Here is a 23174-nt window from a genome sequence, read left to right on the forward strand (position 1 = left end):
CGGCGCGAGCGTGATCAGTCCCCGGTGAAGCGGTGTGGTCTCCGCCGTGCTCCTTCGGATCGGTGTCCTAATCACGCCGCCTGATCCCGCTACCGCTGTGCTTCGAAGTGCTCCTTCATGGCGGGGTAGTAGTCGTCGAAGTCCGGTGCCGGCCGGCCGTCGTGCGCGGCTGCCAGGGCGTCCAGGTAGTACTCCCAGCCCGGTCCGACCTCGCCGACGCCCTCCGTGCCGGTCAGGTGCTGCGTGAACCGAAGCTCGGTCACGCCCGCGCTCTCGACCAGCGTCATGTCCAGATGCCAGCTGCCGTGCTCGTCCACCGCGGAGACCGCCAGCCGGCGCGGCGGGTCGCACGCGTCGATGGTCATGTCCATCCAGGGCGTGCCCTCCTCGTACGCCATCTGGACCTTGATCGTGCGGCCCGGCGCGGCGTCGCCCTGCCACGGGCCGAACCAGCGTGCCGTGCGTGCCGGATCGGTGAGGCTGGCCCAGACGTCAGCAACGGGAGCGCGGAAGGTGCGGGTCAGTACGAGGTCGTCGCCGATCAGTCGGCCGGTGGGTGTCGGGCTCATGCGGTCTCCTTCTGGGCTGGGTGCCGCCCGGCGGCCGTCTGCCGCTCGCGGCGGGTGCGGTAGACCTCGGTCTCCAGCGCGTCGAGGCGGTGCTGCCAGCCGGACGGGCGCGTCAGTCGTCCCAGCCACCCGGCCAGCTCGTCGAGCGGCGCGGTGACCAGTGCGTAGACCCGCCTGCGGCCGTCGGCCGTGTCGCGCACCAGGCCGGCCTCGCGTAACACGCGCAGGTGACGGCTGACGGCCGGCCGGCTGATCACGAACCGGTCGGCGATCTGGCCGGCCGAGAGCGGCTCGTCGCGCAGCATCAGCAGGATCTCCCGCCGCACCGGATCGGCGATCGCTGCCGCCACCTCGTCCACGCCGAAAGGGTAACCAGGTTGTTACGCTTTCCGCAACGCTGATCCGCCGGCCCGGCCCCAGCGCCCGACGGCAGCCCGTGGACCGGTGCGCCAACGGCTCACGTGTTGTCGAGTACGAACGCTCGCATGAGCTGCGCGCACTCCGCCGCGTGCGTCTCCAACAGCAGGTGGCCGCCGTCGTAGATGTGTGCGTCCATGCGGTCGAGGACGCGGTGGTAGGCGAGGACCTCGTCGACGTCGAAGTACGCGTCGTGCCGTCCCCACAGTACGAGCGCTGGTGGCTGGTGGGCGCGGTGGTATGCGGCGAGTTCGTCGAAGCGGGCGACGTGGTTGGCGTAGTCGGTGAACAGCGCGAACTGCGCGTCGACGGTGCCGGGTCGGGTCATGCGTTCCCAATCGAGGTGCCACGACTCGGGAGCGTGCAGGGTGCGCAGGTGTTCGGGCAGCCCGGCCAGGTACTGCTCGCGGGTGCCTTCGAAGTTCAACCAGTCCGGCAGTTCGGCGCGCCTGGCGTCGGTCGGGTCGGCCCAGTAGGCCCTGGCGCTGTCCCACTGCCCGCCGAGGCCGTCGTCGTGCGCGTTGCCGCTCTGGACGATAAGGCCGCGGATGCGGGTCGGGGTACGGGTGGCCAGGTGGTATCCCACCGGTGCGCCGAAGTCGTGCAGGTAGACGAAGAACCGCTCGATCCCGAGCTGGTCGAGAAGGTGGCCGATCGTCCGGGAGAGGTTCTCGAACGTGTAGTCGTAGGTGTCGACGGTCGGCGACGACGACATCCCGAAGCCGGGCAGGTCCGGCGCGACCACGTGCGCGACGTCGGCGAGTGTGGGCATGACCTCGCGGAACGTGTGCGACGAGCTGGGGAAGCCGTGCAGCAGCAGTACCGCCGGCCGGTCGGGGCGCCCGGCCTCGCGGAAGAACACCTCCAGCCCGTCGACGTCGGCCCGTCGGTGGCGGACCTTCCGGATGGTCTGCATCGCGTCCTCCTCCCGCTCCGACCAGCCCATCGTGCCCGAGCCGGACCGACGTCGTCCGGTGACCTCGACATTCGTGTCCGGATGCGCCGCGATCCGTGGGGCACCGGCCTCCCGGAACGCCCCGAGCACGACCGGTAGGCCCGCGCGCTAGCTTTGCGCGGTGCGCGGGTATCGGATCGCCGTCCTCGGACGGGTCGAGTTGAGCGTCGACGGGACCGCTGTGCCGCTCGCCCCGCTGGAGCGGGCGTTCGTCGCGAGCCTGGCGGCCCGGCGTGGGCGCATCGTCTCCGTCGAGCGCCTGATCGATGGCCTGTGGCCCGAGCGTCCGCCCGCGGGAGCACGCAACCGCGTCCAGGCGATCGTCGCCTCGGTCCGGCGCAACGCGACGCCGGAGTTGATCCTCACCAGGTCACCCGGCTACCAGTTGAACGCCGCGGTGATCGTGGACGCGGCGGAGTTCGCCGCCGCCGTGCAGGCCGCCACCGCCACCACCGACGCCCGCCGCGCCGTGACGCTGCTGGACCAGGCGCTGGCCCGCTGGCGCGACGACGCGTTCGTCGACGTCGGTGCGACGCTGGTCGACGTCGAGCGCGACCGGCTCCGCGAGCTGCGCGAGCACGCGATCGAGCTGCGCGTCGAGGCGCTGCTGTCGCTCGGACTGCACCGGGAGGTCGTGCCGGAGCTGACCACGCTGGTGCGTGACCGGCCCCTGCGGGAGCGGCTGCGCGGTCAGCTCATGGTGGCCCTGCACCGCAGCGGCCGGCAGGCGGAGGCGCTCGCCGTGTACCGGGACGGCGTCCGGATCCTCGCCGAGGAGCACGGCATCGACCCGGGGCCGCAGCTGCGGCAGCTGCACCGGGAGATCCTCGGCAGCGAGCAGGAGACGTCCCCACGAGCCTGGGTGCGGCCCAGTCAGCTGCCCGGCGTCACCGGTGACTTCGTCGGGCGGGACAAGGAACTCGGGCTGCTGCTGTCGTTGCTGGGGCGTACCCCGCCGGCCGGGGCCGCCCAGGTCGTCGTCGTCACCGGGCTGGCGGGGACGGGCAAGACCACGCTGGCGCTGCGGGCGGCGCACGCGAGTCGCCACCGGTTCTCCGCCGGCTGCCTGTACGCCGACCTGCGCGGCAACACCGCCGACCCGGCCCGGCCCGGCGCGGTGCTGGGCGCCTTCCTGCGCTCCCTCGGGGTGGCCGGCGAGGCCATCCCGACGGCGGCCGAGGAACGCGCCGCGCTGTACCGGTCCATCCTCGCCGACCAGGCCATGTTGGTGATGCTGGACAGCGCGGCGGACGCGGCGCAGGTGCGCCCGCTGCTGCCGCCCGGCGGCAGCACCGCCCTCGTCACCAGCACGGCGGCGTTGCCCGGACTGGCGGGCACCGAGGTGGTCGCGCTCGACGTCCTGCCGCTCGACGACGGCCTGGAGCTGCTGGCCGGGCTGGCCGGCGCCGAGCGGATCGACCGGGAGGCCGCCGCGGCGACCGACGTCGTGGAACTGTGCGGTCGCCTGCCGCTGGCGTTGCGCATCGCCGGGGTACGGCTGGCCGAGCGGGAGGCCATGACCGTGGCGCGGCTGCGCGACCGGCTGCGCGACGAGCGGCGCCGCCTCGACGAACTGTCGCTCGACGGGCTCGACGTGCGCACCAGCTTCACCGTCGGGTTCGAGCGGTTGGCGCCGTCCGCCGCGCGGCTGCTCGGCGTGCTCAGCCGCACGTCGCTGCGCAGCTTCGGCATGTCGGACGAGAGCACCGAGCCGCTGCTGGAACAGCTGTGCCGGGCCCACCTGCTGACCGCCGACCCCGACGGCCGGGTACGCATGCACGACCTGGTCCGGTTGCACGCGCGGGAGCGCACCGACGTCGACGCCGACCAGGTGATCGCCTTCTACACGCGGCTGCACGCGCACGCCGTACGCGCGGCCGCCGCACTGCCCTGCAAGGCCCTGCCGGTCGCGGACGCGACGGGCGTGATCGACCCCTGGGACGCCGTCGAGTGGTTCGAGGCGGAGCGGGAGAGCCTCCTCGCGGCGGTGCGGGACCTGCTGGGGCTGGATGCCGTCGACCTGGCCGGGCGGTTGGCCTGCACGATGGGCAACTTCGCGATGATGCGCAGCCAGCACCTGCCCGAGTTCGTCGACTGCCTGCGCGGTGTGCTCGACCGCCACGCCGACCTGCCGTCGCCGACCCGGATGTCGCTGCGGCTGCACCTGGGCACGGCCTACCGGATGCTGAACCGGTACGCCGAAGCCGTGCCGCTGCTGCGCGCGGCGCACCGTGACAGTCGCGGGCCGCTGGTGGCGCACCGGCTCGTCGCGCTGCACGGCTACTCGCTGTGCTGCCGCCAGCTCGGCCGGCTGCGGGAGGCGGACGCCGCGCTACTGCTGATGGTGCGCACGTGCGCCACGCATTGGCCGGTCGGCCCGGTCGACGGGCACGTGCTGCTGACCCTCGGCATGCAGTACGGGCAGTACCAGCACACGTCCCCGTTGGCCTATGCCGCCTGCGAGGCCGGACTGCGGCTGCTGGCCGACGGCGGCGACCTGTGGGGTGCGGCACTCGCGCGGGAGAGCATCGGCCTGCTGCACCGGCACGCCGAGCAGTGGCCGCAGGCACTGGAGCACCTGCGGCAGGCGGTGACCGACGCCGGCCGGCTCGGTGACCGGATGAGCGTGACCACCGCCGAGCAGGCGCTGGCCGCGACGTATCTCGCGGCCGGAGACAGCGCCTCGGCACGCCGGTTGCTGACCCGTACGGTCCGCGCGTTCCGCGACCTGCGCCACGAGTGGGGTGAGGCGATCTCCCGCCGGCTCCTCGGCAAGGTGCACCTCGAGGAGGGCGACGCCGAGCGGGCGGTCGCCGAGCTGGAGGGCTCCGTGGCGATGCTGCGTGGCATCGGGCAACCGTTCCCGCTGGCGAACTCGCTGAGCCTGCTGGCGCGGGCGTACGCCACCCTCGCGCGGCACGATCGGGCGGCCACGCTGGGCGAGGAGGCGCTGCGCATCTTCGAGCACTTCGACGCCGCGTACGCCGACGACCTGCGCGAACGGCTGACGGACTGGCGGAGCGCAGCCCACGCGCAGTAGAAGCGCAGGGCGAGCGCAGCGGCGACCGGCACAGTGGCGGGCAACCACCCACAAAGGAGGTCTGCCCATGACCAGGATCCTGACCCGTGTCGGCGACGCCGTCCTCGGCAAGGTGCTCGGCCGCGAGGAGGCCGGCGCCTGCGTGCCGGAGCACGGCCAGAAGTGCGCGTGCGTCGCGTCCGACGGCTACTGCTCCGGCGGCGACTACTTCCGGCGTTACCGCCAGGGCTACTACAACTGCAACGGCGCCTGCGTGACCTCGACGACGCGGACGCTCTGCTACGTCAAGAAGGTCGGCGCCTGCTGACCTGGCTTTCCCCCCGGGGGCCGTGCCGACCGGCGCGGCCCCCGCCACCGCCGACTCGCCGAGGAGTTCCCATGCCGGGTTTCGCGTACGCCGCCATCGCCCTTGTCGGCGCGGTCGCCGCGCTCAACCTCGTCCTGACCCTTGCCCTCGCCCGGCGCCTGCGCGAGGTGGGCACCGGCCACGCCCACGACGGCGAGGCCGTCCCCGAGGTGCTGCCCGACCCGGGCCTGGAGGTCACCGGCCTCCCGCACGCCGACCTGAGCACCGGCCGCCGCACCGTGGTCATGCTGACCCCGACCTGTCCACCGTGCCGGGATCTCCTGGACGCCCTCACCGCCGACGCCGAGCGCTACCGCCACGACACCCTCGTGTTCATGATCGGCACACCGGCGGAGACGGCGGCGATGGCGCCACGCCTGACCGGCTTCGACACGGCGACGATCTCCGAACAGTTCGCCGAGAAGAAGTTCCACGTCAAGGGCTTCCCGGCCGTGCTGTCGGTCGTCGACGGTGTCATCGTCGGGTCCAGCCACCAGCTCCCGGTTCCGGCCTGACCGTGACCACGCTGCGAACCGCCCTGCGGCTGGGCTGTGCCGACCCGAAGGCACTCACCGCCATGGTCGCCCTCGTGGCGGTCGGCGCGGCGCCGCCGCTCGGCGTCGCGTGGTTCACGAAGCTGCTGTTCGACGAGGTCGGCAGGGGTCGCTCGGCCAGCCCGTCGACGGCCACCTGGTACGCCGTGGCGATCGCCCTCCTGGGAGCCCTGGCGGCGATCGCCAACCGCCTGTCCGGCTACTTCACCACGGCGTTGCAGAACGCGATCGCCATCGCCGCCGACGTGCGGCTGTACCGGAAACTGGACACCTTCCTCGGCCTGGGCCCCTTCGAGCAGCCGGCGATGCGCGATCGGCTGGCACTGGCCCAGCAGGCCGCCACCCAGGCGCCGTACGCGGTCGTCATGTTCGCGGTCGACGTGGCCCAGAGCGTCGTCACCATCGGCGGCTTCGCCGTGATCCTGGCGTCGCTCTGGCCGCCGGCCGGCCTGCTCCTGCTCGCCGTGGCGGTCCCCGAGTTCCTCATCCAGCTGCGGCTGTCCCGGCGAGCGGCGCGCGCCGTGGAGGACGGCGCCGGCCTGTTCCGGACCCGCTTCCTGTTCCAGGCCGTGCTGACCGACCTGCGCGCCGTCCGGGAGGTACGCCTCTACCAGCTCGGCCGGTTCTTCCGCGATCGGCTCACGGGCACCCTGCGGGCGGCCGGCCGGATCGAGCTGGCCGCCGCGCGGCACGCCACCGCGGTGCAGAGCTGCTGGGCGCTGGCCGGCGCCGCCGTGACGCTCACCGCGACGGTGATCGCCGTGAACGCCGCGGTCCGCGGCCGACTCAGCCTCGGCGACCTGACCCTCCTGCTGGCCGCCTTCGGCGCCGCGCACGCCGGCCTGGCCGGCATCGCCGCGCAGCTCGGCGAGGCTGGCGCGGCCATCCGGCTGTTCCGGCACTACGTCGCCGTCCTCGACGGTCCCGCCGACCTGGCCGACGGGACCCTGCCGGCGCCGCCGCTGGAGACCGGGATCAGGTTCGAGGACGTGTGGTTCCGCTACGACGAGGGTGGCCCCTGGGTCCTGCGGGGCGTCGACCTCACGATCCCCGCCGGTGAGGCCGTCGGGCTCGTCGGCCTCAACGGCGCCGGCAAGAGCACCCTCGTCAAGCTGCTCTGCCGGTTCTACGACCCCGACCGTGGGCGCATCACGTGGGACGGCATGGACCTGCGCGAGCTGCGGGTCGAGGCGTTGCGCCGGCGGATGGGCGCGGTGTTCCAGGACTTCATGTGCTACGACCTCAGCGCGGCGGAGAACGTCGGCATCGGCCGGCTACCGCACACGGCTGAGCAGGTCGAGGAGGCCGCCGCGCGTGCCGAGATCCACGACCGCCTCCGCGCCCTTCCCCACGGGTACGCCACGTTGCTCAGCCGTACGTTCGCCGACCAGGACGGCGAGCCCGGGGTGACACTCTCCGGCGGGCAGTGGCAACGGGTCGCGCTCGCCAGGTCCCTGATGCGCGCCGACGCCGACCTGCTCATCCTGGACGAGCCCAGCTCCGGGCTCGACGCCGACGCCGAGACCCGTGTGCACGCGTCGCTGGCCCGGATCCGGCACGGCCGCACCGGGTTGCTGATCTCCCACCGGCTCAGCACCCTGCGCGACGCGCAGCGCATCGTCGTGCTGGACGCCGGACGCGTCATCGAATCGGGCGCGCACGACGAGCTGATGGCGGCCGACGGCGAGTACGCGCGGCTGTTCCGCCTCCAGGCCGGCGGGTACCAGCTGGCCGCGTCATGACCGGCTGGCTGCGCCGCCGCTGGCGCCTGATTGTCGTACGCGGGCACAGCATGACGCCGACGCTGCGCGACGGCGACCGGCTCGTCGTCCGCGTCGGGCGGCCGCCGGCCGCGGGTGACCTCCTCGTCTTCCGGACCCGTGACGTCGTCCCCGACTCCGACCTGACGTGGATGGTCAAGCGCGTGCACCGGGTCGAGCCCGACGGTGCCGTGACCGTGCGCGGAGACAACCCCCACAGCCAGGACTCGCGGCACTTCGGGGCGGTGCCCCGCGAGGCGATCCTCGGCGTGGCCAGAGAGAGGCGATAACAGGTGTACGTCGACATCGCGTGCCGCGTGCTGCTCGGCACGGTCCTGCTGGCGGCGGCGGTCGGCAAGGTCTCCGGGCGTGCCGCCTACCGCGAGTTCACGCGCTCGGTGCACGACATGGGCTACCAGCCGGCCGGTCCGCTCGCCGCGGCCGTGATCGCCGCCGAGTTCACCGCCGTCGTCCTGCTGGCCGTGTTCCCCATGGCCGGCTTCCTCCTGTCAACGGCCCTGCTGCTCGCCTTCACCGTCGCCATCACCGCGAACCTGCGGCGGGGCGGCGCCACCTGCCGCTGCTTCGGCCGCACCGCGGCCCCCCTGGGCCGGCACCACGTGTGGCGCAACGCGTTGCTCATCGGCTGCGCGATCCTCGGCGCGCTCGCCCCGGCCGGGCCCGTACGCCCTGGTGAAGCGGCACTGGCCGCCGTCGGTGCGCTGGTCGCCGGGGTGCTGGTCGTCATGCTGGACGAGCTGCGCTACCTGTTCGGCGCGGCCGACCGGACGTGAGTTCCATCTGTTCGTCTGCTGGTGGAAGCGATCCCGCCGAGGACCTGTCGGCGATCGTCATGATGCAGCGGGCGCACGCCGACGACCGGCGGATGCCGATGTGGCTCGACCTCTGGACCGCCGTCTACCAGGCGATCGGCGACTGACCGCAGGGGCGGAGACCCGGGTCACGGTCTGGAATGCTCTGTCCATGCCTTCCTATCCGCCCACCTTCGACGACCGGGTCGTCGCGCTGCCGTCCCGCGCCCAGTTCGAGGCGTTCCTCGACGAGCACCGTGGCGCGCTCGACGGCTGCCTGGACGGGCTGACCGAGGAACAGGCACGCCGCTCGTTGGTGGCCTCCCGGACCACGCTGCTCGGTCTCGTGAAGCACGCGACCTTCGTGGAGAAGGTCTGGTTCGACGAAGCCGTCACGGGCCGCTCGCGCGCCGAGATCGGCATCCCGGCGAGGTCGGAGGACTCGTTCATCCTCGCTGACGACGACACGATCGCCAGCGTCCGGCACGCGCACCGCGAAGCCTGCGCGGCATCACGCCGCGCGACGTCGTCCCTGGGCCTGGACGACATCCTCCACGGGCACCGGCGGGGCCCGCTTCCGCTGCGCTGGGTGTATCTCCACGTGCTGCGCGAGCTCGCCCAGCACTGCGGGCACGCCGACATCCTCCGCGAGCAGCTCACCAACGGGTAGCGCGCCGACGTCCGCGCATCCCGCTCCCGCATGGCGGGCGTCCGGTCGGGTAACTGCCGATCATGACCTTTTCGATTGCGGCGCGGTGTCCGCGTACCGGCCAGCTCGGGGTGGGCGCCCTGACCGCCGGTCCCGCGGTCGGCAAGCTCGTCGCGCACGTCCACTGCTCCGGTGGCGCGGTGGCGACCCAGGCCACCCACAACCCCTTCCTGGCGTACGACGGCCTGCCGCTGCTCGCCGAGGGCCGCTCGCCGCAGGACGTCCTGACCGAGCTGCTGGCCCGGGACCCGGGTCGGGAGGTGCGGCAGGTCGGCATGGTCGACCGTCAGGGCCGCTCGTACGCCTTCACCGGCTCCCGTGCGCGGGAATGGGCGGGGCACCACACCGGGCCGGGTTACGCGGCGCAGGGCAACCGCCTGGTGGGCCCGGAGACCCTCGCGGAGATCGTCCGGGTGTTCGAGGACAGCCAGGAACTGGCCCTGGCGGAGCGGCTCGTGCTGGCCATCGAGGCGGGCGAGGAGGCCGGCGGCGACCGGCACGGCGCACGGTCCGCGACCGTGACGGTGATCAGCGACCAGCCGTACCCACTGTGGGACGTGCGGGTCGACGACGCCGACCATCCGGCGCGGGAACTGCGCCGGCTGCACTGCCTCTTCCAGGAAGAGGTGCTGCCGATGATCCAGCAGTTGCCCACCCGCGACGACCCCATGGGCGAGGCCGCGCGACAGGAACTCGGGTAGCAACTGCGCGGGCGCCGACTCGGGACGACGCAGGGGCAGGCTCGGTCGTGGACCTGCCCCGGGCCGGCCGCGACAGCGACGGCGTCCCGACGGGCGCGGCCGACGCCGAGGCCGACCGCGACCGCGCCGCCGGCGGAGTCTGACCCGACGAGACGTGGCCCCGCCCCGCCGGCCACCGGCGGGGCGGGCGCTTCCGGGGACCGGTCAGTCGCCGGCCTGCGCCGCCGGTATCCGCACGTCGGGCAGGTCGCCCAGGGGCCGCACGGCGGTGACGGCGGCGTAGCCGTCGGCCAGCCAGGCCAGGTCGGTGCCGGGGACGTGGCGGGCGCCGTTCCCCTCGATGGCGGTACGGACGTAGTCGTGGCCGCTCTCGACGATGGCGACCTGCACCTGCCCGAACGGGGCGAGCGTGGCCTGGCGCAGCCCGGCGACCTGCTCGGCCGGCAGGTCGGGCACGTTGAGGTTCAGCACCGTGCCGGGGGCCGCGTCGAGCAGCCAGGGCAGCAGGTGCCCGGCCAGTCCGGCGGCGGTGGACCAGTGGCGGGCCTCGTCGTCGACGGTGTCCAGCACGTCGATCGCCGCGCCCGCGCTGCCCGCGCCCGCCGTAGCCGGCGAGAGCACGTCCAGCGACACGGCCAGGGCCCGGGCGCCGCCGTTGCCGGCGGTCAGCGCCGCGCCCACGGTGCCCGAGTGCAGGATCGCGTGTCCCGCGTTGGCACCCCGGTTGATGCCCGAGAGCACCAGCTCCGGAGGCGGCCCGAACACTCCGAGCCCGGCCAGGATGGCGATGTAGCCGGGCGAGGCCGCCACGCCGTACGCGGGCACCTCCGGCAGCCCGGTCAGCGCCGTCCGCGTGAACATCACCCGCCCGTCGTCGGTGACCGCCGACAGGGCCGCGCTCATCCCGCTCGCCTCGGACTGCGGCGCGGCGACCACCACGTCGAGGCCGCGTTCGTACGCGGCGCGGGCGAGCCAGCGGATGCCGGGGGCGAGCACGCCGTCGTCGTTGGTCACCAGGACACGCGCCGGCCGGTCACCCGTCATCGGAGCCTCCCGACGCGTCCCCCAGCGGCGTCAGCCGCACCCGCCCGGCGAGTTCCCGTACGGCCTCCGCCCGGCCGGTGCCCAGGCCGTGCCGGGTGACGTTGAGCGCCCCGGCCGCGGCGCCGATGCGGATGGCCTTCCGCAGGTCGCCGCCACGGGCGAGCACCGCGGCGACGCCGGCGGTCATCGAGTCACCGGCGCCCCGGTGGTCGGCCAGCTCCAGCGGCGGGGCGTGCACCTGTAGCGCCGTACCGTCGTCGAGCAGGGCCAGGGCCGGTTCCCCGGCCCGGCTGATCAGCACGGACTTCGCGCCCTTCCGTTGCAGGCGTCGGCCGGCGTCGAGCAGGGACTCGACGCTGTCGTCGTCCGCGTAGCCGTCGTCCATCAGCTCCTCGTGGCTGACCTTGAGCACGGCGACGCCGCCCTCCAGCACCGCCGCCAGGTGCGGGCCGGAGAGGTCCGCGACGACGGTGCCGCCGTTGGCGCTCAGGTCGGCGGCCAGGCGCCGGTAGATGTCCGAGTCGACCATGTCCGGGTCGGCCGGACCGCTGAGGACGCTCACCGGCGCGCGCAGTCCCTCGGTCAGGGTCACCGTGTACAGCTCGTCGATGTCGTGGCGGACCATCGGCGCACCCGGGTCCTCGGCGATCTCCGCCCGCGAGCCGTCGCGCCGGTCGTGCACGTACCAGCCCGTCCCCGACTGCCGGTTCACCACGCGTACCGTCACGTCCTCGTCGACGAGCAGCTTGCGCAGCGCGTCGCCGACCTCGCCGCCGACGGCCACGCACAGCGTGACCGGCGTGCCGAGGGCCGCGATCATGCGGGTCTGCCACACCCCCTGCCCGCCGGGGTGCAGGTGCAGCTCGACCGCGTCGGCCTGCTGCTCGATGGTCACGGTCAAGAGCGGCGCGGGCGCGAACACCATCACCTGTTCATCCATCGCCACCTACTGCCCCACGGCGGCCCGGCCATGCACGCCTCCTGCGGGCGGGCGCCGCCCATGTCGGGAACGGGCCCACGACCCCGTCCTGGCGGGTGCCGGGGCCGCTCCACGGGCGAACGTGGGTGTCGGGGTGCGGTCCTAGGATCGGGTCATGGGAAGGACCGACCGCGCCAGCCGGCTGATCGCGGCACCGCCGGGGACCGTCTACGGCGCCCTGCTCGACCGGGAGGCGCTGGAGGCGTGGCTGCCGCCGGCCGGCATGCGCGGGCGCATCGAGCGGTGGGACCCCCGGCCCGGCGGCGGGTTCCGGATGGTCCTCACCTACCTCGACGCCGCCGACAGTCCCGGCAAGACGTCGGCCGGAACGGATGTCGTCGAGGTCGGGTTCGCCGCCCTGGTGCCGCCGGAGCGCGTGGTGCAGCGGGCCGTCTTCGAGGCGGACGACCCCTCGTACGCCGGCACCATGACGATGACCTGGCACCTCGCCGCCGCCGGTGCGGGGACCGGGGTGACCGTCACCGCCACGGACGTGCCGCCCGGCATCGACCAGGCGGACCACGAGGCCGGGATCGCCTCGTCGCTGGCCAACCTGGCGGCGTACGTCGAGGTGGCCGACTGAGCCGGGCGGCCGTGCCGCCACCGGCGCGGGACGGATCGCCAGCCGAGGGGCCGGACCCGTGGGCCCAGGCCCTCCGCGGGCACGGGATCGGGACCCGGTCCGGGCTGGCGACGCCCGCTGTGACGATCCTCGTGCTCGGCGTGGGCCGATCGGTCTCATAGGCTCGGGCAGTGAGAAGCGACCGGGGGCACCACGTGATCAACATGCTGGAAGCGGCGGAGAACGCCTCGCCGGTCGACGCGGTCGGGGCGGTCACCCGGGAACTCGGCGCGGCGCTGGGGGCCCGTACCGTCGCGTTCCTGATCGCGGACCTCAGCGGCCGTGCGCTGGTCCGGTTGGCCCACCTGCCATTCGACGACGCCGGTGCGGGACGCCGGCACGACGCCGAGGTCGCCACGGTGCTTCCCTTCGACGGCGGCCCCGCCGAGCAGGCGCTCCGGACCCAGGAGGTGCGGGTCGTCGCACAGCCGGACGGGTGGACGGTGCTGGCGCCGGTGACCGACCGTGGTGAAGCGATCGGCCTGCTTGAGATGGTCCTGGCGGACGAGCCCGAGCCGCGGGGGTTGGCGGAGATCGCCCGAGCGGCGCACGTGTTGGCGTTCGTGGTGATCGCCAACCGCCGGCACACCGACCTCTTCGAGTGGGGCCAGCGCACGACCCCGTTCACCCTGTCCGGGGAGATCCAGCGCCGTGTGCTGCCCGGGTCGTTCACGTGCGAGGGCAGCGCGTTCACCCTGTCCGGCTGGCTCGAACCCGCCGCCAGCATCGGCGGGGACACCTTCGACTACAGCCTCGCCCGGGACGTGCTGCACTTCAGCGTCACCGACGCGATGGGCCACGGGGTGGCGAGCGCGCTGACGGCGACGCTGGGGGTGGGCAGCCTGCGCAACAGCCGCCGCCGGGGCGCCGGCCTGGTGGAGCAGGCCGACGCCGCCAACGCCGACGTGGCCGGGCACGCCGCCGTGCCCGGCAGTTTCGTCACCGCGGTCCTCGGCCGCCTCGACCTGCGTACCGGAGTGTGTGCGCTGCTCAACGCCGGGCACGTGCCGCCGCTGCTGGTACGCGCCGGAGACGCTCGCCCGCTGTCGCTGCCGGCCAACTTCCCGCTGGGCATGTTCGAGGGCGTCGAATACCAGGCCGGCGAGATCACGCTGCGGGCGGGCGACCGCCTGGTCGTCATAACCGACGGCATGCGGGAGCGCAACGCGGCCGACCTGGACCTGGCGGCCATGTTGCGGTCGATCACCGACCTGCACCCGCGCGAGGCCGCCCGGGCGCTGGCCGATGCCGTGCTCGAAGTCAGCGGACCGACGCTGGCCGATGACGCCACCTTGTTCGTCCTCGACTGGCACGACGGGCACGGCGAGGAGCGGAACACCCGCGCCGGCGCCGACCAGGCGCGGGCCAGCGCCGCGCTGCCGGACTGACTACCGGGCCGCCGTGTCGTCCGTGGTCGGCACGTCGGCCTCGGCGGCCTGCACCGTGCCGTAGACCTGGATGGCGCGATCCACGGACGTGACCGTCAGGACGCTGCGCACGGCTGGCTGCACCGCAGCGAGGCACAACCGGCCGCCGACCTCCCGCAGGGCCTTGAAGTTCACCACGAGTGCGCCGAGCGCGCTGGAGTCCATGAATCCGACCTCGGCCAGATCCACCACCACCTGGCGGTCGCCGCCGTCGATCAGCCGTCGCAGGCCCTCGCGCAGCTGCGGGGACGTCGCCATGTCCAGCTCGCCGCGCACCTCGAGCACGGTGCAACCCCGCCCCGGCCGGACCGTCAACTGCACACCCACAACGACCTCCAACGCAGAATGATCCCCGCTCACCATATTCCGCCGACGGACGAACCGCCGAGGGCCGGCTACGCCCCGACACGGTGCCCCGCCCGAGCGCGTGGTCCCGGCGGTTTCACCCCGATAGCGCCGGGTAGGGGTGATCACAACCGGAGCGTCCCGCCTCAGCGTGTGGCACAGTAAGCCGGCGCGGTCACCCACGGGCCGAGGAGGAACTGCGCGATGCGCATCGCCATGACGCTGTCACTGCCGCGTCAACCATCCTCGGTGACCCGTGCCCGGCACGTGCTCACCACCCTGCTGAGCCTCACCGGCGCCGACGAGGAGGTCCGTGGCCACCTCGCCGTGCTGATCACCGAGGCCTGCGCCAACGCGGTGCTGCACGCCGATTCGGACAGCGCCGTCGACGTCACCATCACGATCGACGACGATGTCTGCCAACTCGAGGTCGGCAATCGCGGCAGCACCCCCCGACGGCGTCGGACTCGATGCCGAACTCCCCGCCCCGCTGACCGTCGGTGGCCGTGGACTGCCCCTGATCGCCGCACTCGCCGACGGGGCGGACTTCGTCCCCGGGCCACCGGACCGGGTGCTGCTGCGCATCACCAAACACTTCACCGACGTACGGGCCCCGGCCCGCTGACACGTCCGCGGGGCCGCGTCCTCGGCGACCACCCGGAACCGCTCGGTGCCCGTGCGGATTCGGCTGGAGCAAAACCTGATTCATTCCAGAAGAGTGGACTATATTCATCGCGTGGCGTCCGACTTCGCAGCTCAGCTGCGGGCGGTCTCGCTGCGCGTGACCCGGCCCCGACTGGCGGTGCTCGCAGCGCTGCGCGACCATCCGCACGTCGACACCGACACGGTGATCGCGCTGGTGCGGGTCGCCCAGCCCACAGTCTCCCACCAGGCGGTCTACGACGTGCTGCGCGCGCTCACCGACGCCGGCCTGGTGCGGCGCATCCAGCCCGCCGGGGCGACCGCCCGCTACGAGTGCCGGGTGGGCGACAACCACCACCACGTCGTGTGCCGCTCCTGCGGCGCGATCGCCGACGTCGACTGCGCTGTCGGCCGTGCCCCCTGTCTCACCGCCTCCGACGACCACGGCTTCACGGTCGACGAGGCGGAGGTCGTCTTCTGGGGCACCTGCCCCGGGTGTGCGGCCGAACGCACCTCCCAGTGGTCCGCCAGTTCGGAAGGAAGTAGATGAGCGACATGCAGGACAACGCTCCCTCCAGCGCACAGGGCGTGGACAAGAAGGAGGCGGCCGGCTGCCCGGTCGCGCACGACTCCGTGACCGCGCACGGCAGCGAGAGCGAGAACCCGGCGATCGACTCGCCGACGCCGAAGACCGGCGGTCGTCCGCGTACCAACCGGGACTGGTGGCCCAACCAGATCGACCTGTCGGTGCTGCACGCCCACTCGTCCAAGGCCAGCCCGCTGGGCGAGGACTTCAGCTACGCCAAGGAGTTCGCCAAGCTCGACGTCGAGGCGCTCAAGCGGGACATCGTCGAGGTCCTCACCACCTCGCAGGACTGGTGGCCGGCCGACTTCGGCCACTACGGCGGCCTGATGATCCGGATGAGCTGGCACGCGGCGGGCACCTACCGCATCCACGACGGTCGCGGCGGCGCCGGCGACGGCGGGCAGCGGTTCGCCCCGCTCAACAGTTGGCCGGACAACGCCAACCTGGACAAGGCCCGCCGGCTGCTGTGGCCGGTGAAGCAGAAGTACGGCCAGAAGGTCTCGTGGGCCGACCTGCTCGTGCTCGCCGGCAACGTCGCCCTGGAGTCGATGGGCTTCAAGACCTTCGGCTTCGCCTTCGGCCGGGAGGACGTCTGGGAGCCCGAGGAGATCTTCTGGGGCCCGGAGGACACCTGGCTCGGCGACGAGCGCTACGTCTCCGAGAAGGAGATGGCGCCGGAGGTCGGGGCGACCGAGATGGGTCTGATCTACGTCAACCCGGAGGGCCCGAACGGCAACGCCGACCCGCTCGCGGCGGCCCACTTCATCCGCGAGACCTTCGCCCGGATGGCCATGAACGACGAGGAGACCGTCGCCCTCATCGCCGGTGGCCACACCTTCGGCAAGACCCATGGCGCCGGCGTCGCCGACGACCACGTGGGCCCCGAGCCCGAGGGCGCCCCGCTGGAGGCGCAGGGCCTGGGCTGGCTGAGCACCTACGGCAGCGGCAAGGGCGCGGACACGATCACCAGCGGTCTCGAGGTGACGTGGACCGACGTGCCGACGCAGTGGAGCAACCGGTTCTTCGAGATCCTCTTCGGCTACGAGTGGGAGCTGACCACGAGCCCCGGCGGCGCGAAGCAGTGGGTCGCCAAGGACGCCGAGGCGATCATCCCGGACGCCCACGACCCGTCGAAGAAGCACAAGCCGACGATGCTCACGACCGACCTGTCGCTGCGCGTCGACCCGGCGTACGAGAAGATCTCGCGCCGCTTCCTGGAGCACCCCGACGAGTTCGCGCTGGCGTTCGCCAAGGCCTGGTACAAGCTGCTGCACCGCGACATGGGTCCGGTCAGCCGCTTCCTCGGGCCGTGGGTGCCGGAGCCCCAGCTGTGGCAGGACCCGGTGCCGGCCGTCGACCACGAGCTGGTCGGTGACGCCGACGTCGCCGCCCTCAAGGCGAAGGTCCTGGAGTCCGGCCTGACGACCACCCAGCTCGTCTCCACCGCCTGGGCCTCGGCCGCCAGCTTCCGCTCCACCGACAAGCGCGGCGGCGCCAACGGCGCGCGGATCCGCCTGGAGCCGCAGCGCAGCTGGGAGGTCAACCAGCCCGAGCAGCTCGCGACGGTCCTGGAGGCCTTGGAGGGCATCCGGCGGGAGTTCAACGCCAGCGGCGGGGCGAAGATCTCGCTCGCGGACCTCATCGTGCTGGCCGGCTCGGCGGCCGTCGAGAAGGCGGCGCGCGACGCCGGCGTCGACGTGACCGTGCCGTTCCACCCGGGCCGCACCGACGCCAGCCAGGAGCAGACCGACGTCGAGTCCTTCCGGGTCCTCGAGCCGCGCGCCGACGGGTTCCGCAACTACCTGCGGGCGGGCGAGAAGACCCAGCCAGAGGTGCTGCTGCTCGACCGGGCGTACATGCTCAACCTGACCGCGCCCGAGATGACCGTCCTCGTCGGCGGCCTGCGCTCGCTCGGGGCCAACGTCGGCGGCAGCCGGCACGGCGTCCTCACCGACAAGCCCGGCGTGCTCACCAACGACTTCTTCGCCAACCTGCTCTCCCCGGGCACCCGGTGGAAGGCGTCGCAGTCCGACGAGCACGTCTACGAGATCCGGGACCTGGCCACCGACGAGGTGAAGTGGACCGCCACCGCGGTCGACCTCGTCTTCGGCTCGAACTCCCAGCTGCGGGCCCTCGCGGAGGTCTACGCCAGCCAGGACGCGCGCGAGAAGTTCGTCGCCGACTTCGCCGCGGCCTGGACGAAGGTCATGGAACTCGACCGGTTCGACCTCGCCTGACCCGTGCCACGTGACGAGCCCCGGTCGATCGCACGATCGGCCGGGGCTCGCCCGCGTTCCGGGCGGTTCCGCACGCCCTCCCGCCTCCTGCCGGCATGCGGTGCCTCCGCTCAGCGGTTGCGGGCGCGTTCCCGGGCGAGCTCGTGCGGCACCCGGGCCATGCGGAGGAAGGCCACCAGGCCCACCCCGCCGACGATGTTGCCCAGCACCGACCAGCCGAGGGCGCCGAGCCAGTCCAGGTAGCCGAACGGCGCCCGGCCGGCGGTGAGCGCGGCGAACATCAGGATCGAGTCGAGCACGCTGTGGAAGAGTTCGCCGCCGGCGAGCAGCGCGCCGAAGAGCAGCGCCGGCACCAGCCGTACGCCGAGGCTCTCGGTGGAGTGCTGCATCCGGGTCATCAGGGTGATCACCAGACCGGCGAGCACCGCCAGGGTGAACGAGTGCAGGTTCACGCCCAGCGTGGCGAAGTGGGTGCCGACCGACGTGGCGGTCTCCCGCAGCCCGGGCAACGCGCGGGTGATCAGCCACGCCACCAGCCAGCCGCCCAGCAGGTTGCCGGCCAGCGTGACGGCCCAGAGCCGGCCCAGGGCGGCGAGTGAGTTCCGGCGGGCGGCCACGGCCGTCACCGGCACCAGGAAGTTCTCGGTGAACAGTTCGCTGCGGGCCAGCAGCAGGGCCACGAACCCGATGCCGAACGCGAGCCCCGCCAGCAGCTTCTGCCCGGTGGCGTCCAGGACCAGCAGGTACGCCAGCACTCCGGTGCCCACGTCGATCCCGCCGAGCAGGCCGGTGACGATCAGCGTCGGCCAGGGCCGGGCGAGCCGGACGTCGCCCTCCTCGACCAGCCGGTCGAACGCCTGCGCCACCTCCGGCTCGGGGTCGGCGCGCGCGGCACCGGCCCGACCGTCGGGAACGTCGCGACGCTGGCTCACCGCCCCCGTCTGCCCGTTCCCGCACCGGCTACTCCTGCCGGGGTGGGTCACGCTTGGCAGGGCCGGGCTGAAGGCCGCTCGGCCACTCGCCGCCGGGCGACCGGGGGTTCCCGGCCCTGACGCGTCGGGCGGCCGAAGGCGGCCTCGTCGTCCGATCAGGCCGGGCCGACGAGGGGGCCCTCGTCGGTCGACAGCCGGATGAGCAACTCCCGCAGGCGCCTCGCGTCGTCCGGGTCCGTACCGCCGCCGTAGAGGCCGGCGACGGCGGCGCCGTCCGCGGCCAGGGTGATCAGCCGTACGCGGTCCGGGTCGAGGCCGTCGGCCTCCAGGGCCTCGTCCCAGCGCCGGTTGTCCTCCTGGAGGAGTTCGGCCACGCCCGGTACGCCGGCCAGCGAGGCGGCCAGGATGACGTGTTCCGGCACGGTCGACCCGTCGCCCAGCCCGTCGAGGGTCGCCCTGACGTAGCCGCGCACCAGCCGGCCCCGGGCGTGGTCGCGCGGGTCGACGGCGGCGTGCACGGCGGCGGTGAACTGTTCCGCCAGGTCGCGGGCCAGCTCCAGCAGGAGCTGTTCGCGGCTGCGGAAGTGGTGCAGCAGCCCGCCCTTGGAGACCCCGGCCGTGCGGGCGATGAGATCCAGGCTGACGCCGGCGCCGTGTGCGACGACGGCACGGGCGGCGGCGTCCAGCACCACCCGGCGGGTCCTGGCGGTGTCGCGCTCGCGAGCCGGCATGCCGTCTTCCTTTCGCTCTGGGCCTTCCGACGCGCCGTGGAGGTGTCGGGCGCATCACCACCCTAGCCGACCAATCGGCTTGCACAGCCGACCATTTGGTCCGTAGCGTGGCCGCATGAGCAACACGGACCTGGCCCCCGAGCCCACCGGCGCGACCGCCGGCGGACGCGCCGGAGTGCGGCAGTGGGCAGCCCTGGCCGCGTTGACCCTGGCCGTCACGCTGCTGGCCGTCGACGGCACCGTGCTGGCGCTGGCCGTGCCCGCGCTGGTCGCGGAGTTGCAGCCCACCGCCACCCAGCTGCTCTGGATCGGCGACGCCTATTCCTTCGCGCTGGCCGGCCTGCTGATCAGCATGGGCACCCTGGCCGACCGCATCGGACGCAGGCGGCTGTTGCTGATCGGCGTCGCCGGCTTCGGCGCCGCGTCGCTGCTGGCGGCCTTCGCTCCCAGCGCCGGCTGGCTGATCGCCGCCCGGGTCCTGCTCGGCGTGGCCGGCGCGACGCTCATGCCCTCGACGCTGTCGATCGTCCGCAACATCTTCACGGACGCGCGTCAGCGCACCCGCGCCATCGCCGTCTGGTCGGCCGGGGCCTCCGGCGGCGCGGCACTCGGCCCCCTGGTCGGCGGAGCGCTGCTGGAGCACTACTGGTGGGGCTCCGTCTTCGTGATCAACGTCCCGATCATGCTGCTGGTGCTGATCGGCGTCGCCGCCCTGGTGCCCGAGTCGCGCGATCCGCGCCCCGGGCGCTTCGACCTGCTCAGCGCGCTGCTGTCCGTGGCGGCGATCGTCGCGCTGGTCTGGGCCGTCAAGCACACCGCCAAGGCCGGCGTCGACCCGGTCGGTGTCGGCGCGGCCGTGGCCGGCCTCGTCGGCGGGATGCTGTTCGTGCGCCGCCAGCGCCGCCTGTCGGCGCCGCTCGTGGACGTCTCGCTCTTCGCCCGCCCGGTCTTCACCGGTACGGTCGTCGCCAGCCTGATCGCCATCTTCGCCTTCAGCGGCCTGCTCTTCTTCTTCTCCCAGTACCTGCAACTCGTCCGCGGCTACTCGCCGCTGGAGGCGGGACTGCGCGAGCTGCCGCTGACGCTGGCGTCCATCGCGGTCGTCGCCATCGCCGCCGCCGTCCTCGCCCGCCTGGGCGTGGGACGCGCCCTCGCCGTCGGGCTGCTGACGGCGGGCGCCGGCATGGCCGTGCTGACGGTCGGCGAGGGTTACGCCGGCTACGCGCCGCTGGCGCTGGGCCTGGTCGTCATCGGCCTGGGCGTCGGCCTCGCCTTCACCGCCGCCACCGACGCCGTGCTCGGCGCGGTGCCGAAGGACCGGGCCGGCTCCGCCTCGGCCATCTCCGAGATGGCGTACGAACTGGGCGTCGCCCTGGGCATCGCGCTGCTCGGCACCCTGCACACCGTCCTCTACCGCTCGGCCCTGCCCGACCTGTCGACGCTGCCCGGCCCGAGCCGCGACGCGGTGCACGAGTCGCTGGCCACGGCAGGCCGGGCCCTGGCCGGCGACGGGCAGCAGGGCGCCCAGATCCTGGCCGCCGCCCGGGAAGCCTTCGTCCACGCCATGCAGACGACCTCCCTCATCGCCGCCGTCCTGCTGGTCGCGGCCGGCGTGATCGCCTGGAAGCTCGTGCCGTCGCCCCGCCAGCCGTAGCGCGGTTCGCGGGCCGGCGCCGCGGAGAGCGGCGCGACAAACCGGGTCGCCACCGGGACGGCGCATCGACAGACTGTGTCGATGAGCGACGTGCGGGTACGGCCGGCCACCCATGAACGGCACATCGACGAGGCCGCCCGGATCTGGGCGGAGGCGACCGCGGCCCGCGACGGCGACACCGAGGTCGCGCCGCTCCGCCTCGCCCGCCCCCTGATCCAGGCGGTGCTCGACGGCACACCCCGCTCGCTCCTGCTGGTGGCCCTCGACGCCGGTCGGGTCGTCGGTTTCGCGGCGGTCGAGCCCGTGCCGACGGACGGCTCGACCGCCGAGATCCGGTACCTCGGCGTGGAACCCGCCGCCTGGGGTCGGGGCGTCGGCCGGCAGTTGCTGCGGGCCGCCCCCGCCCACCTCGCGGCGGCGGGTTTCGCCCGTGCCGAGCTGGGCGTCTACGTCGACAATCCGCGGGCGGTGAGCCTGTACGAGGCCGCCGGCTGGCTGCCCCACGGCGAGGCCGTCCCGCACCCGCGCAGCGGTCGCCTCGAACAGCGCTACCGACTCGACTGGGACGACTCCCGCCAGGACGCGGGTGAGGCGACCCCGCCACCGCCGACGACCGACCTGCGACAGTCCCACGACGTCGCCCACGCGATCGCCGCCTCGGCCCTGGGCCGCGACCCCGGCCCGATGACCACGGCCGACAGCCTCTCGCACCACGTCCACGTCGGCGCCGACGTCGTCGTGAAGATCATCCACGCCGCCGGCCACTCGCGACTGAACCGGGAGATCGCCCTCGCGCCCCACCTGCCCGCCGGCATCACCGCGCCGCTGCTCGACAGCGGGCTGCACGAGCTGGCGACCGGCGAGGTCCGCTACGCCTGCTACGCCCGCGTGCCGGGGGTGACCCCGGGCATGGGCCTGCCCGGTGTGGACGAGGCGACCGCGCGCCGGTTGGCGGAGGACGCCGTCCAGCGGCTGCACCGGTTGCACGGCTGGACGCCCGGGGCCGACGCCCGGCGGACACTGGGGGAGACGCTGGACCATGGCGGTTTCGTCAGCCGCGACGCCCTTCTCGCCGAGGTGGAGAAGCTCGCCGCCCTGGACCGGGACGGCATCGTCGCCCGCCGGGTGCTCGACGGTCTGACCGCGCTGGCGCAGGACGCACCGTCGCTGGCGCGCGCGGACGTGCCGGTGCACGCGGACTGCCACTGGGGCAACTGGCTGGCCCGCGACCGGCGCGTCACGGCGCTGCTGGACTTCGAGTGGGCGCGTCTCGGTGAGCCGATGGACGACTGGTTCTTTCTGATCCGGTTCAGCGGCCCGCACCGGGAGGCCGTCCTCGACGTCGTCGCCGGCGCGACGGAGACGTCCCCGGCGACCCTGCGCCAGGAGTGCGAGGTGCGTGAGGCGAGCTATCTCACCTCGGACCTCCGGGCCGCGCTGCATCGCCCGGCCACCCCCGCGCGGGTGGTCGCCGAGAACGTCCGTGACCTCGAGGAACTCGTCGTCGACCGCCCCTGGTGGCGCTAGGCCGGGCGCGGGCAGGGACACCGCCGGAGGCCGCGTCGTGCGATCATGATCCACAACAGACGACAGTCGACTGTGGATAGGCTTGGTGATCATGAAGAGACTGTTCTCGACCCTGATGGCGCTGGTGACCGTCGCGTCGGTCATGGTGATCGGCGCGCCCGCCGCTCAGGCCGCCGGCTCCTGCTCGGGCACGATCATCTACAGCCAGGTGCAGTCCTCGGGCCTCGGCGAGTTGGTGATCTACTACAACAGCAGCAACGGGGGCACCAACAGCGCGTGCTTCTACCACCGTGGCGCGGCCTACGGGAAGTCGGCGCCTACCTTCGTGCAGATCTACCGCTGCGCCGAGCGGTCGGGCGAGGGCGCGCACTGCACCCGCTCGGGCAGCGCGGACACCGACTCGGGCGACTTCAGCTACCACGCCGGCCCGGTCGGCGTCACCGGCGTGGCGTCCTACTGCGTCGAGGCGGTCGGCTACATCGGATGGGCGGGTGAGCGTCACCAGATCTACAGCCGACGGCAGGGCTGCTGACCGCAGCTCATCGGGCCGCGTACCGGCCGCCGCGACAGGGGCACCTCCCGGAG

25 protein-coding genes and 1 pseudogene are annotated in these 23174 nt (G+C 73.4%); 18 read left to right on the plus strand and 8 right to left on the minus strand.

Annotated elements, in window-relative coordinates; all coding sequences use genetic code 11:
- Positions 1-89 precede the first annotated feature (89 nt).
- The 3 genes from CLT72_RS00150 to CLT72_RS00160 form a co-directional block, all read right to left on the minus strand.
- Complete coding sequence (locus tag CLT72_RS00150) at positions 90-569, minus strand: SRPBCC family protein (RefSeq protein WP_101408984.1); 480 nt, start codon at positions 567-569, stop codon at positions 90-92.
- Positions 566-928 carry a metalloregulator ArsR/SmtB family transcription factor gene (locus tag CLT72_RS00155; RefSeq protein ID WP_101408985.1) on the minus strand — a complete coding sequence of 121 codons (363 nt, stop codon included), beginning with the start codon at positions 926-928 and terminating at the stop codon, positions 566-568. The genes CLT72_RS00150 and CLT72_RS00155 overlap by 4 nt, the downstream gene beginning before the upstream one ends.
- 98 nt (positions 929-1026) lie before the next feature.
- The gene (locus CLT72_RS00160) at positions 1027-1902 is read right to left on the minus strand and encodes an alpha/beta fold hydrolase (protein ID WP_101414837.1); all 876 of its coding nucleotides are present in this window, start codon (positions 1900-1902) and stop codon (positions 1027-1029) included.
- A 160-nt stretch (positions 1903-2062) separates the two neighbouring features.
- Between CLT72_RS00160 and CLT72_RS00165 the strand changes: the two genes are divergently transcribed.
- The 9 genes from CLT72_RS00165 (at position 2063) to CLT72_RS00200 (ending at position 9863) form a co-directional block, all read left to right on the plus strand.
- A complete protein-coding gene (locus CLT72_RS00165) occupies positions 2063-4981 on the plus strand; it encodes a BTAD domain-containing putative transcriptional regulator (protein WP_101408986.1) in 2919 nt (972 codons plus the stop codon).
- A 67-nt stretch (positions 4982-5048) separates the two neighbouring features.
- Entirely contained in the window at positions 5049-5288 is a 240-nt protein-coding gene (locus tag CLT72_RS00170; protein ID WP_101408987.1) for a hypothetical protein, read from the plus strand.
- Positions 5289-5359: 71 nt separating this feature from the next.
- Positions 5360-5842, plus strand: coding sequence for a hypothetical protein (locus tag CLT72_RS00175; RefSeq protein WP_101408988.1), 483 nt, complete (start codon positions 5360-5362; stop codon positions 5840-5842).
- 2 nt (positions 5843-5844) lie between these two features.
- Positions 5845-7623, plus strand: coding sequence for an ABC transporter ATP-binding protein (locus CLT72_RS00180; RefSeq protein ID WP_101408989.1), 1779 nt, complete (start codon positions 5845-5847; stop codon positions 7621-7623).
- A complete protein-coding gene (locus tag CLT72_RS00185; RefSeq protein WP_101408990.1) occupies positions 7620-7931 on the plus strand; it encodes a S24/S26 family peptidase in 312 nt (103 codons plus the stop codon). The genes CLT72_RS00180 and CLT72_RS00185 overlap by 4 nt, the downstream gene beginning before the upstream one ends.
- A gap of 3 nt (positions 7932-7934) precedes the next feature.
- Positions 7935-8435, plus strand: coding sequence for a MauE/DoxX family redox-associated membrane protein (locus tag CLT72_RS00190; RefSeq protein ID WP_101408991.1), 501 nt, complete (start codon positions 7935-7937; stop codon positions 8433-8435).
- The gene (locus CLT72_RS31770; RefSeq protein WP_158241938.1) at positions 8432-8581 is read left to right on the plus strand and encodes a hypothetical protein; all 150 of its coding nucleotides are present in this window, start codon (positions 8432-8434) and stop codon (positions 8579-8581) included. Before CLT72_RS00190 ends, CLT72_RS31770 begins: the two co-directional genes overlap by 4 nt.
- Positions 8582-8625: 44 nt before the next feature.
- Positions 8626-9123 (plus strand): DinB family protein, encoded by a 498-nt coding sequence (locus CLT72_RS00195; protein WP_101408992.1) that lies wholly within the window; start codon positions 8626-8628, stop codon positions 9121-9123.
- A 62-nt stretch (positions 9124-9185) separates the two neighbouring features.
- Positions 9186-9863, plus strand: a complete 678-nt coding sequence (locus tag CLT72_RS00200; protein WP_101408993.1) for a DUF1028 domain-containing protein — start codon at positions 9186-9188, stop codon at positions 9861-9863.
- A 204-nt stretch (positions 9864-10067) separates the two neighbouring features.
- Here the strand turns inward: CLT72_RS00200 and surE are convergent, their stop codons facing one another.
- Together surE and CLT72_RS00210 are read right to left on the minus strand one after the other, a co-directional pair.
- Positions 10068-10907, minus strand: coding sequence for a 5'/3'-nucleotidase SurE (gene surE / locus CLT72_RS00205; protein ID WP_101408994.1), 840 nt, complete (start codon positions 10905-10907; stop codon positions 10068-10070).
- Positions 10897-11847 carry a carbohydrate kinase family protein gene (locus tag CLT72_RS00210; protein ID WP_486484148.1) on the minus strand — a complete coding sequence of 317 codons (951 nt, stop codon included), beginning with the start codon at positions 11845-11847 and terminating at the stop codon, positions 10897-10899. Before CLT72_RS00210 ends, surE begins: the two co-directional genes overlap by 11 nt.
- Positions 11848-12001: 154 nt before the next feature.
- Here CLT72_RS00210 and CLT72_RS00215 point away from each other — a divergent pair, with 154 nt between their 5' ends.
- The gene (locus CLT72_RS00215) at positions 12002-12469 is read left to right on the plus strand and encodes an SRPBCC family protein (protein ID WP_101408996.1); all 468 of its coding nucleotides are present in this window, start codon (positions 12002-12004) and stop codon (positions 12467-12469) included.
- A gap of 170 nt (positions 12470-12639) precedes the next feature.
- Entirely contained in the window at positions 12640-13896 is a 1257-nt protein-coding gene (locus CLT72_RS00220) for a PP2C family protein-serine/threonine phosphatase (protein ID WP_486484149.1), read from the plus strand.
- Here the strand turns inward: CLT72_RS00220 and CLT72_RS00225 are convergent, their stop codons facing one another.
- The gene (locus CLT72_RS00225) at positions 13897-14274 is read right to left on the minus strand and encodes an STAS domain-containing protein (protein ID WP_486484150.1); all 378 of its coding nucleotides are present in this window, start codon (positions 14272-14274) and stop codon (positions 13897-13899) included. It abuts the gene before it with no gap.
- A gap of 222 nt (positions 14275-14496) precedes the next feature.
- Here CLT72_RS00225 and CLT72_RS00230 point away from each other — a divergent pair.
- The 4 genes and pseudogenes from CLT72_RS00230 to katG all read left to right on the plus strand — a co-directional run.
- Positions 14497-14703 (plus strand): annotated as a pseudogene (locus CLT72_RS00230) (ATP-binding protein); the annotation flags it as partial.
- Positions 14693-14905 carry a hypothetical protein gene (locus tag CLT72_RS00235; RefSeq protein ID WP_101408998.1) on the plus strand — a complete coding sequence of 71 codons (213 nt, stop codon included), beginning with the start codon at positions 14693-14695 and terminating at the stop codon, positions 14903-14905. The pseudogene CLT72_RS00230 and the gene CLT72_RS00235, both read left to right, overlap by 11 nt.
- Positions 14906-15016: 111 nt before the next feature.
- Positions 15017-15472 (plus strand): Fur family transcriptional regulator, encoded by a 456-nt coding sequence (locus CLT72_RS00240; protein ID WP_101408999.1) that lies wholly within the window; start codon positions 15017-15019, stop codon positions 15470-15472.
- Entirely contained in the window at positions 15469-17745 is a 2277-nt protein-coding gene (katG, locus tag CLT72_RS00245) for a catalase/peroxidase HPI (protein ID WP_101409000.1), read from the plus strand. Before CLT72_RS00240 ends, katG begins: the two co-directional genes overlap by 4 nt.
- Before the next feature lie 110 nt (positions 17746-17855).
- Here the strand turns inward: katG and CLT72_RS00250 are convergent, their stop codons facing one another.
- Both CLT72_RS00250 and CLT72_RS00255 read right to left on the minus strand, forming a co-directional pair.
- Complete coding sequence (locus CLT72_RS00250) at positions 17856-18677, minus strand: formate/nitrite transporter family protein (RefSeq protein ID WP_101409001.1); 822 nt, start codon at positions 18675-18677, stop codon at positions 17856-17858.
- A gap of 155 nt (positions 18678-18832) precedes the next feature.
- Positions 18833-19408, minus strand: a complete 576-nt coding sequence (locus CLT72_RS00255; RefSeq protein WP_101409002.1) for a TetR/AcrR family transcriptional regulator — start codon at positions 19406-19408, stop codon at positions 18833-18835.
- Between the two features lie 115 nt (positions 19409-19523).
- Here CLT72_RS00255 and CLT72_RS00260 point away from each other — a divergent pair, with 115 nt between their 5' ends.
- The 3 genes from CLT72_RS00260 (at position 19524) to CLT72_RS00270 (ending at position 23121) form a co-directional block, all read left to right on the plus strand.
- Positions 19524-21062 carry an MFS transporter gene (locus CLT72_RS00260; protein ID WP_101409003.1) on the plus strand — a complete coding sequence of 513 codons (1539 nt, stop codon included), beginning with the start codon at positions 19524-19526 and terminating at the stop codon, positions 21060-21062.
- 75 nt (positions 21063-21137) lie between these two features.
- The gene (locus CLT72_RS00265; RefSeq protein ID WP_486484151.1) at positions 21138-22589 is read left to right on the plus strand and encodes a GNAT family N-acetyltransferase; all 1452 of its coding nucleotides are present in this window, start codon (positions 21138-21140) and stop codon (positions 22587-22589) included.
- A gap of 91 nt (positions 22590-22680) precedes the next feature.
- Positions 22681-23121, plus strand: a complete 441-nt coding sequence (locus CLT72_RS00270) for a hypothetical protein (protein ID WP_101414839.1) — start codon at positions 22681-22683, stop codon at positions 23119-23121.
- Positions 23122-23174 lie beyond the last annotated feature (53 nt).

The sequence above is a fragment of the Micromonospora sp. CNZ309 genome (genome assembly GCF_002846525.1).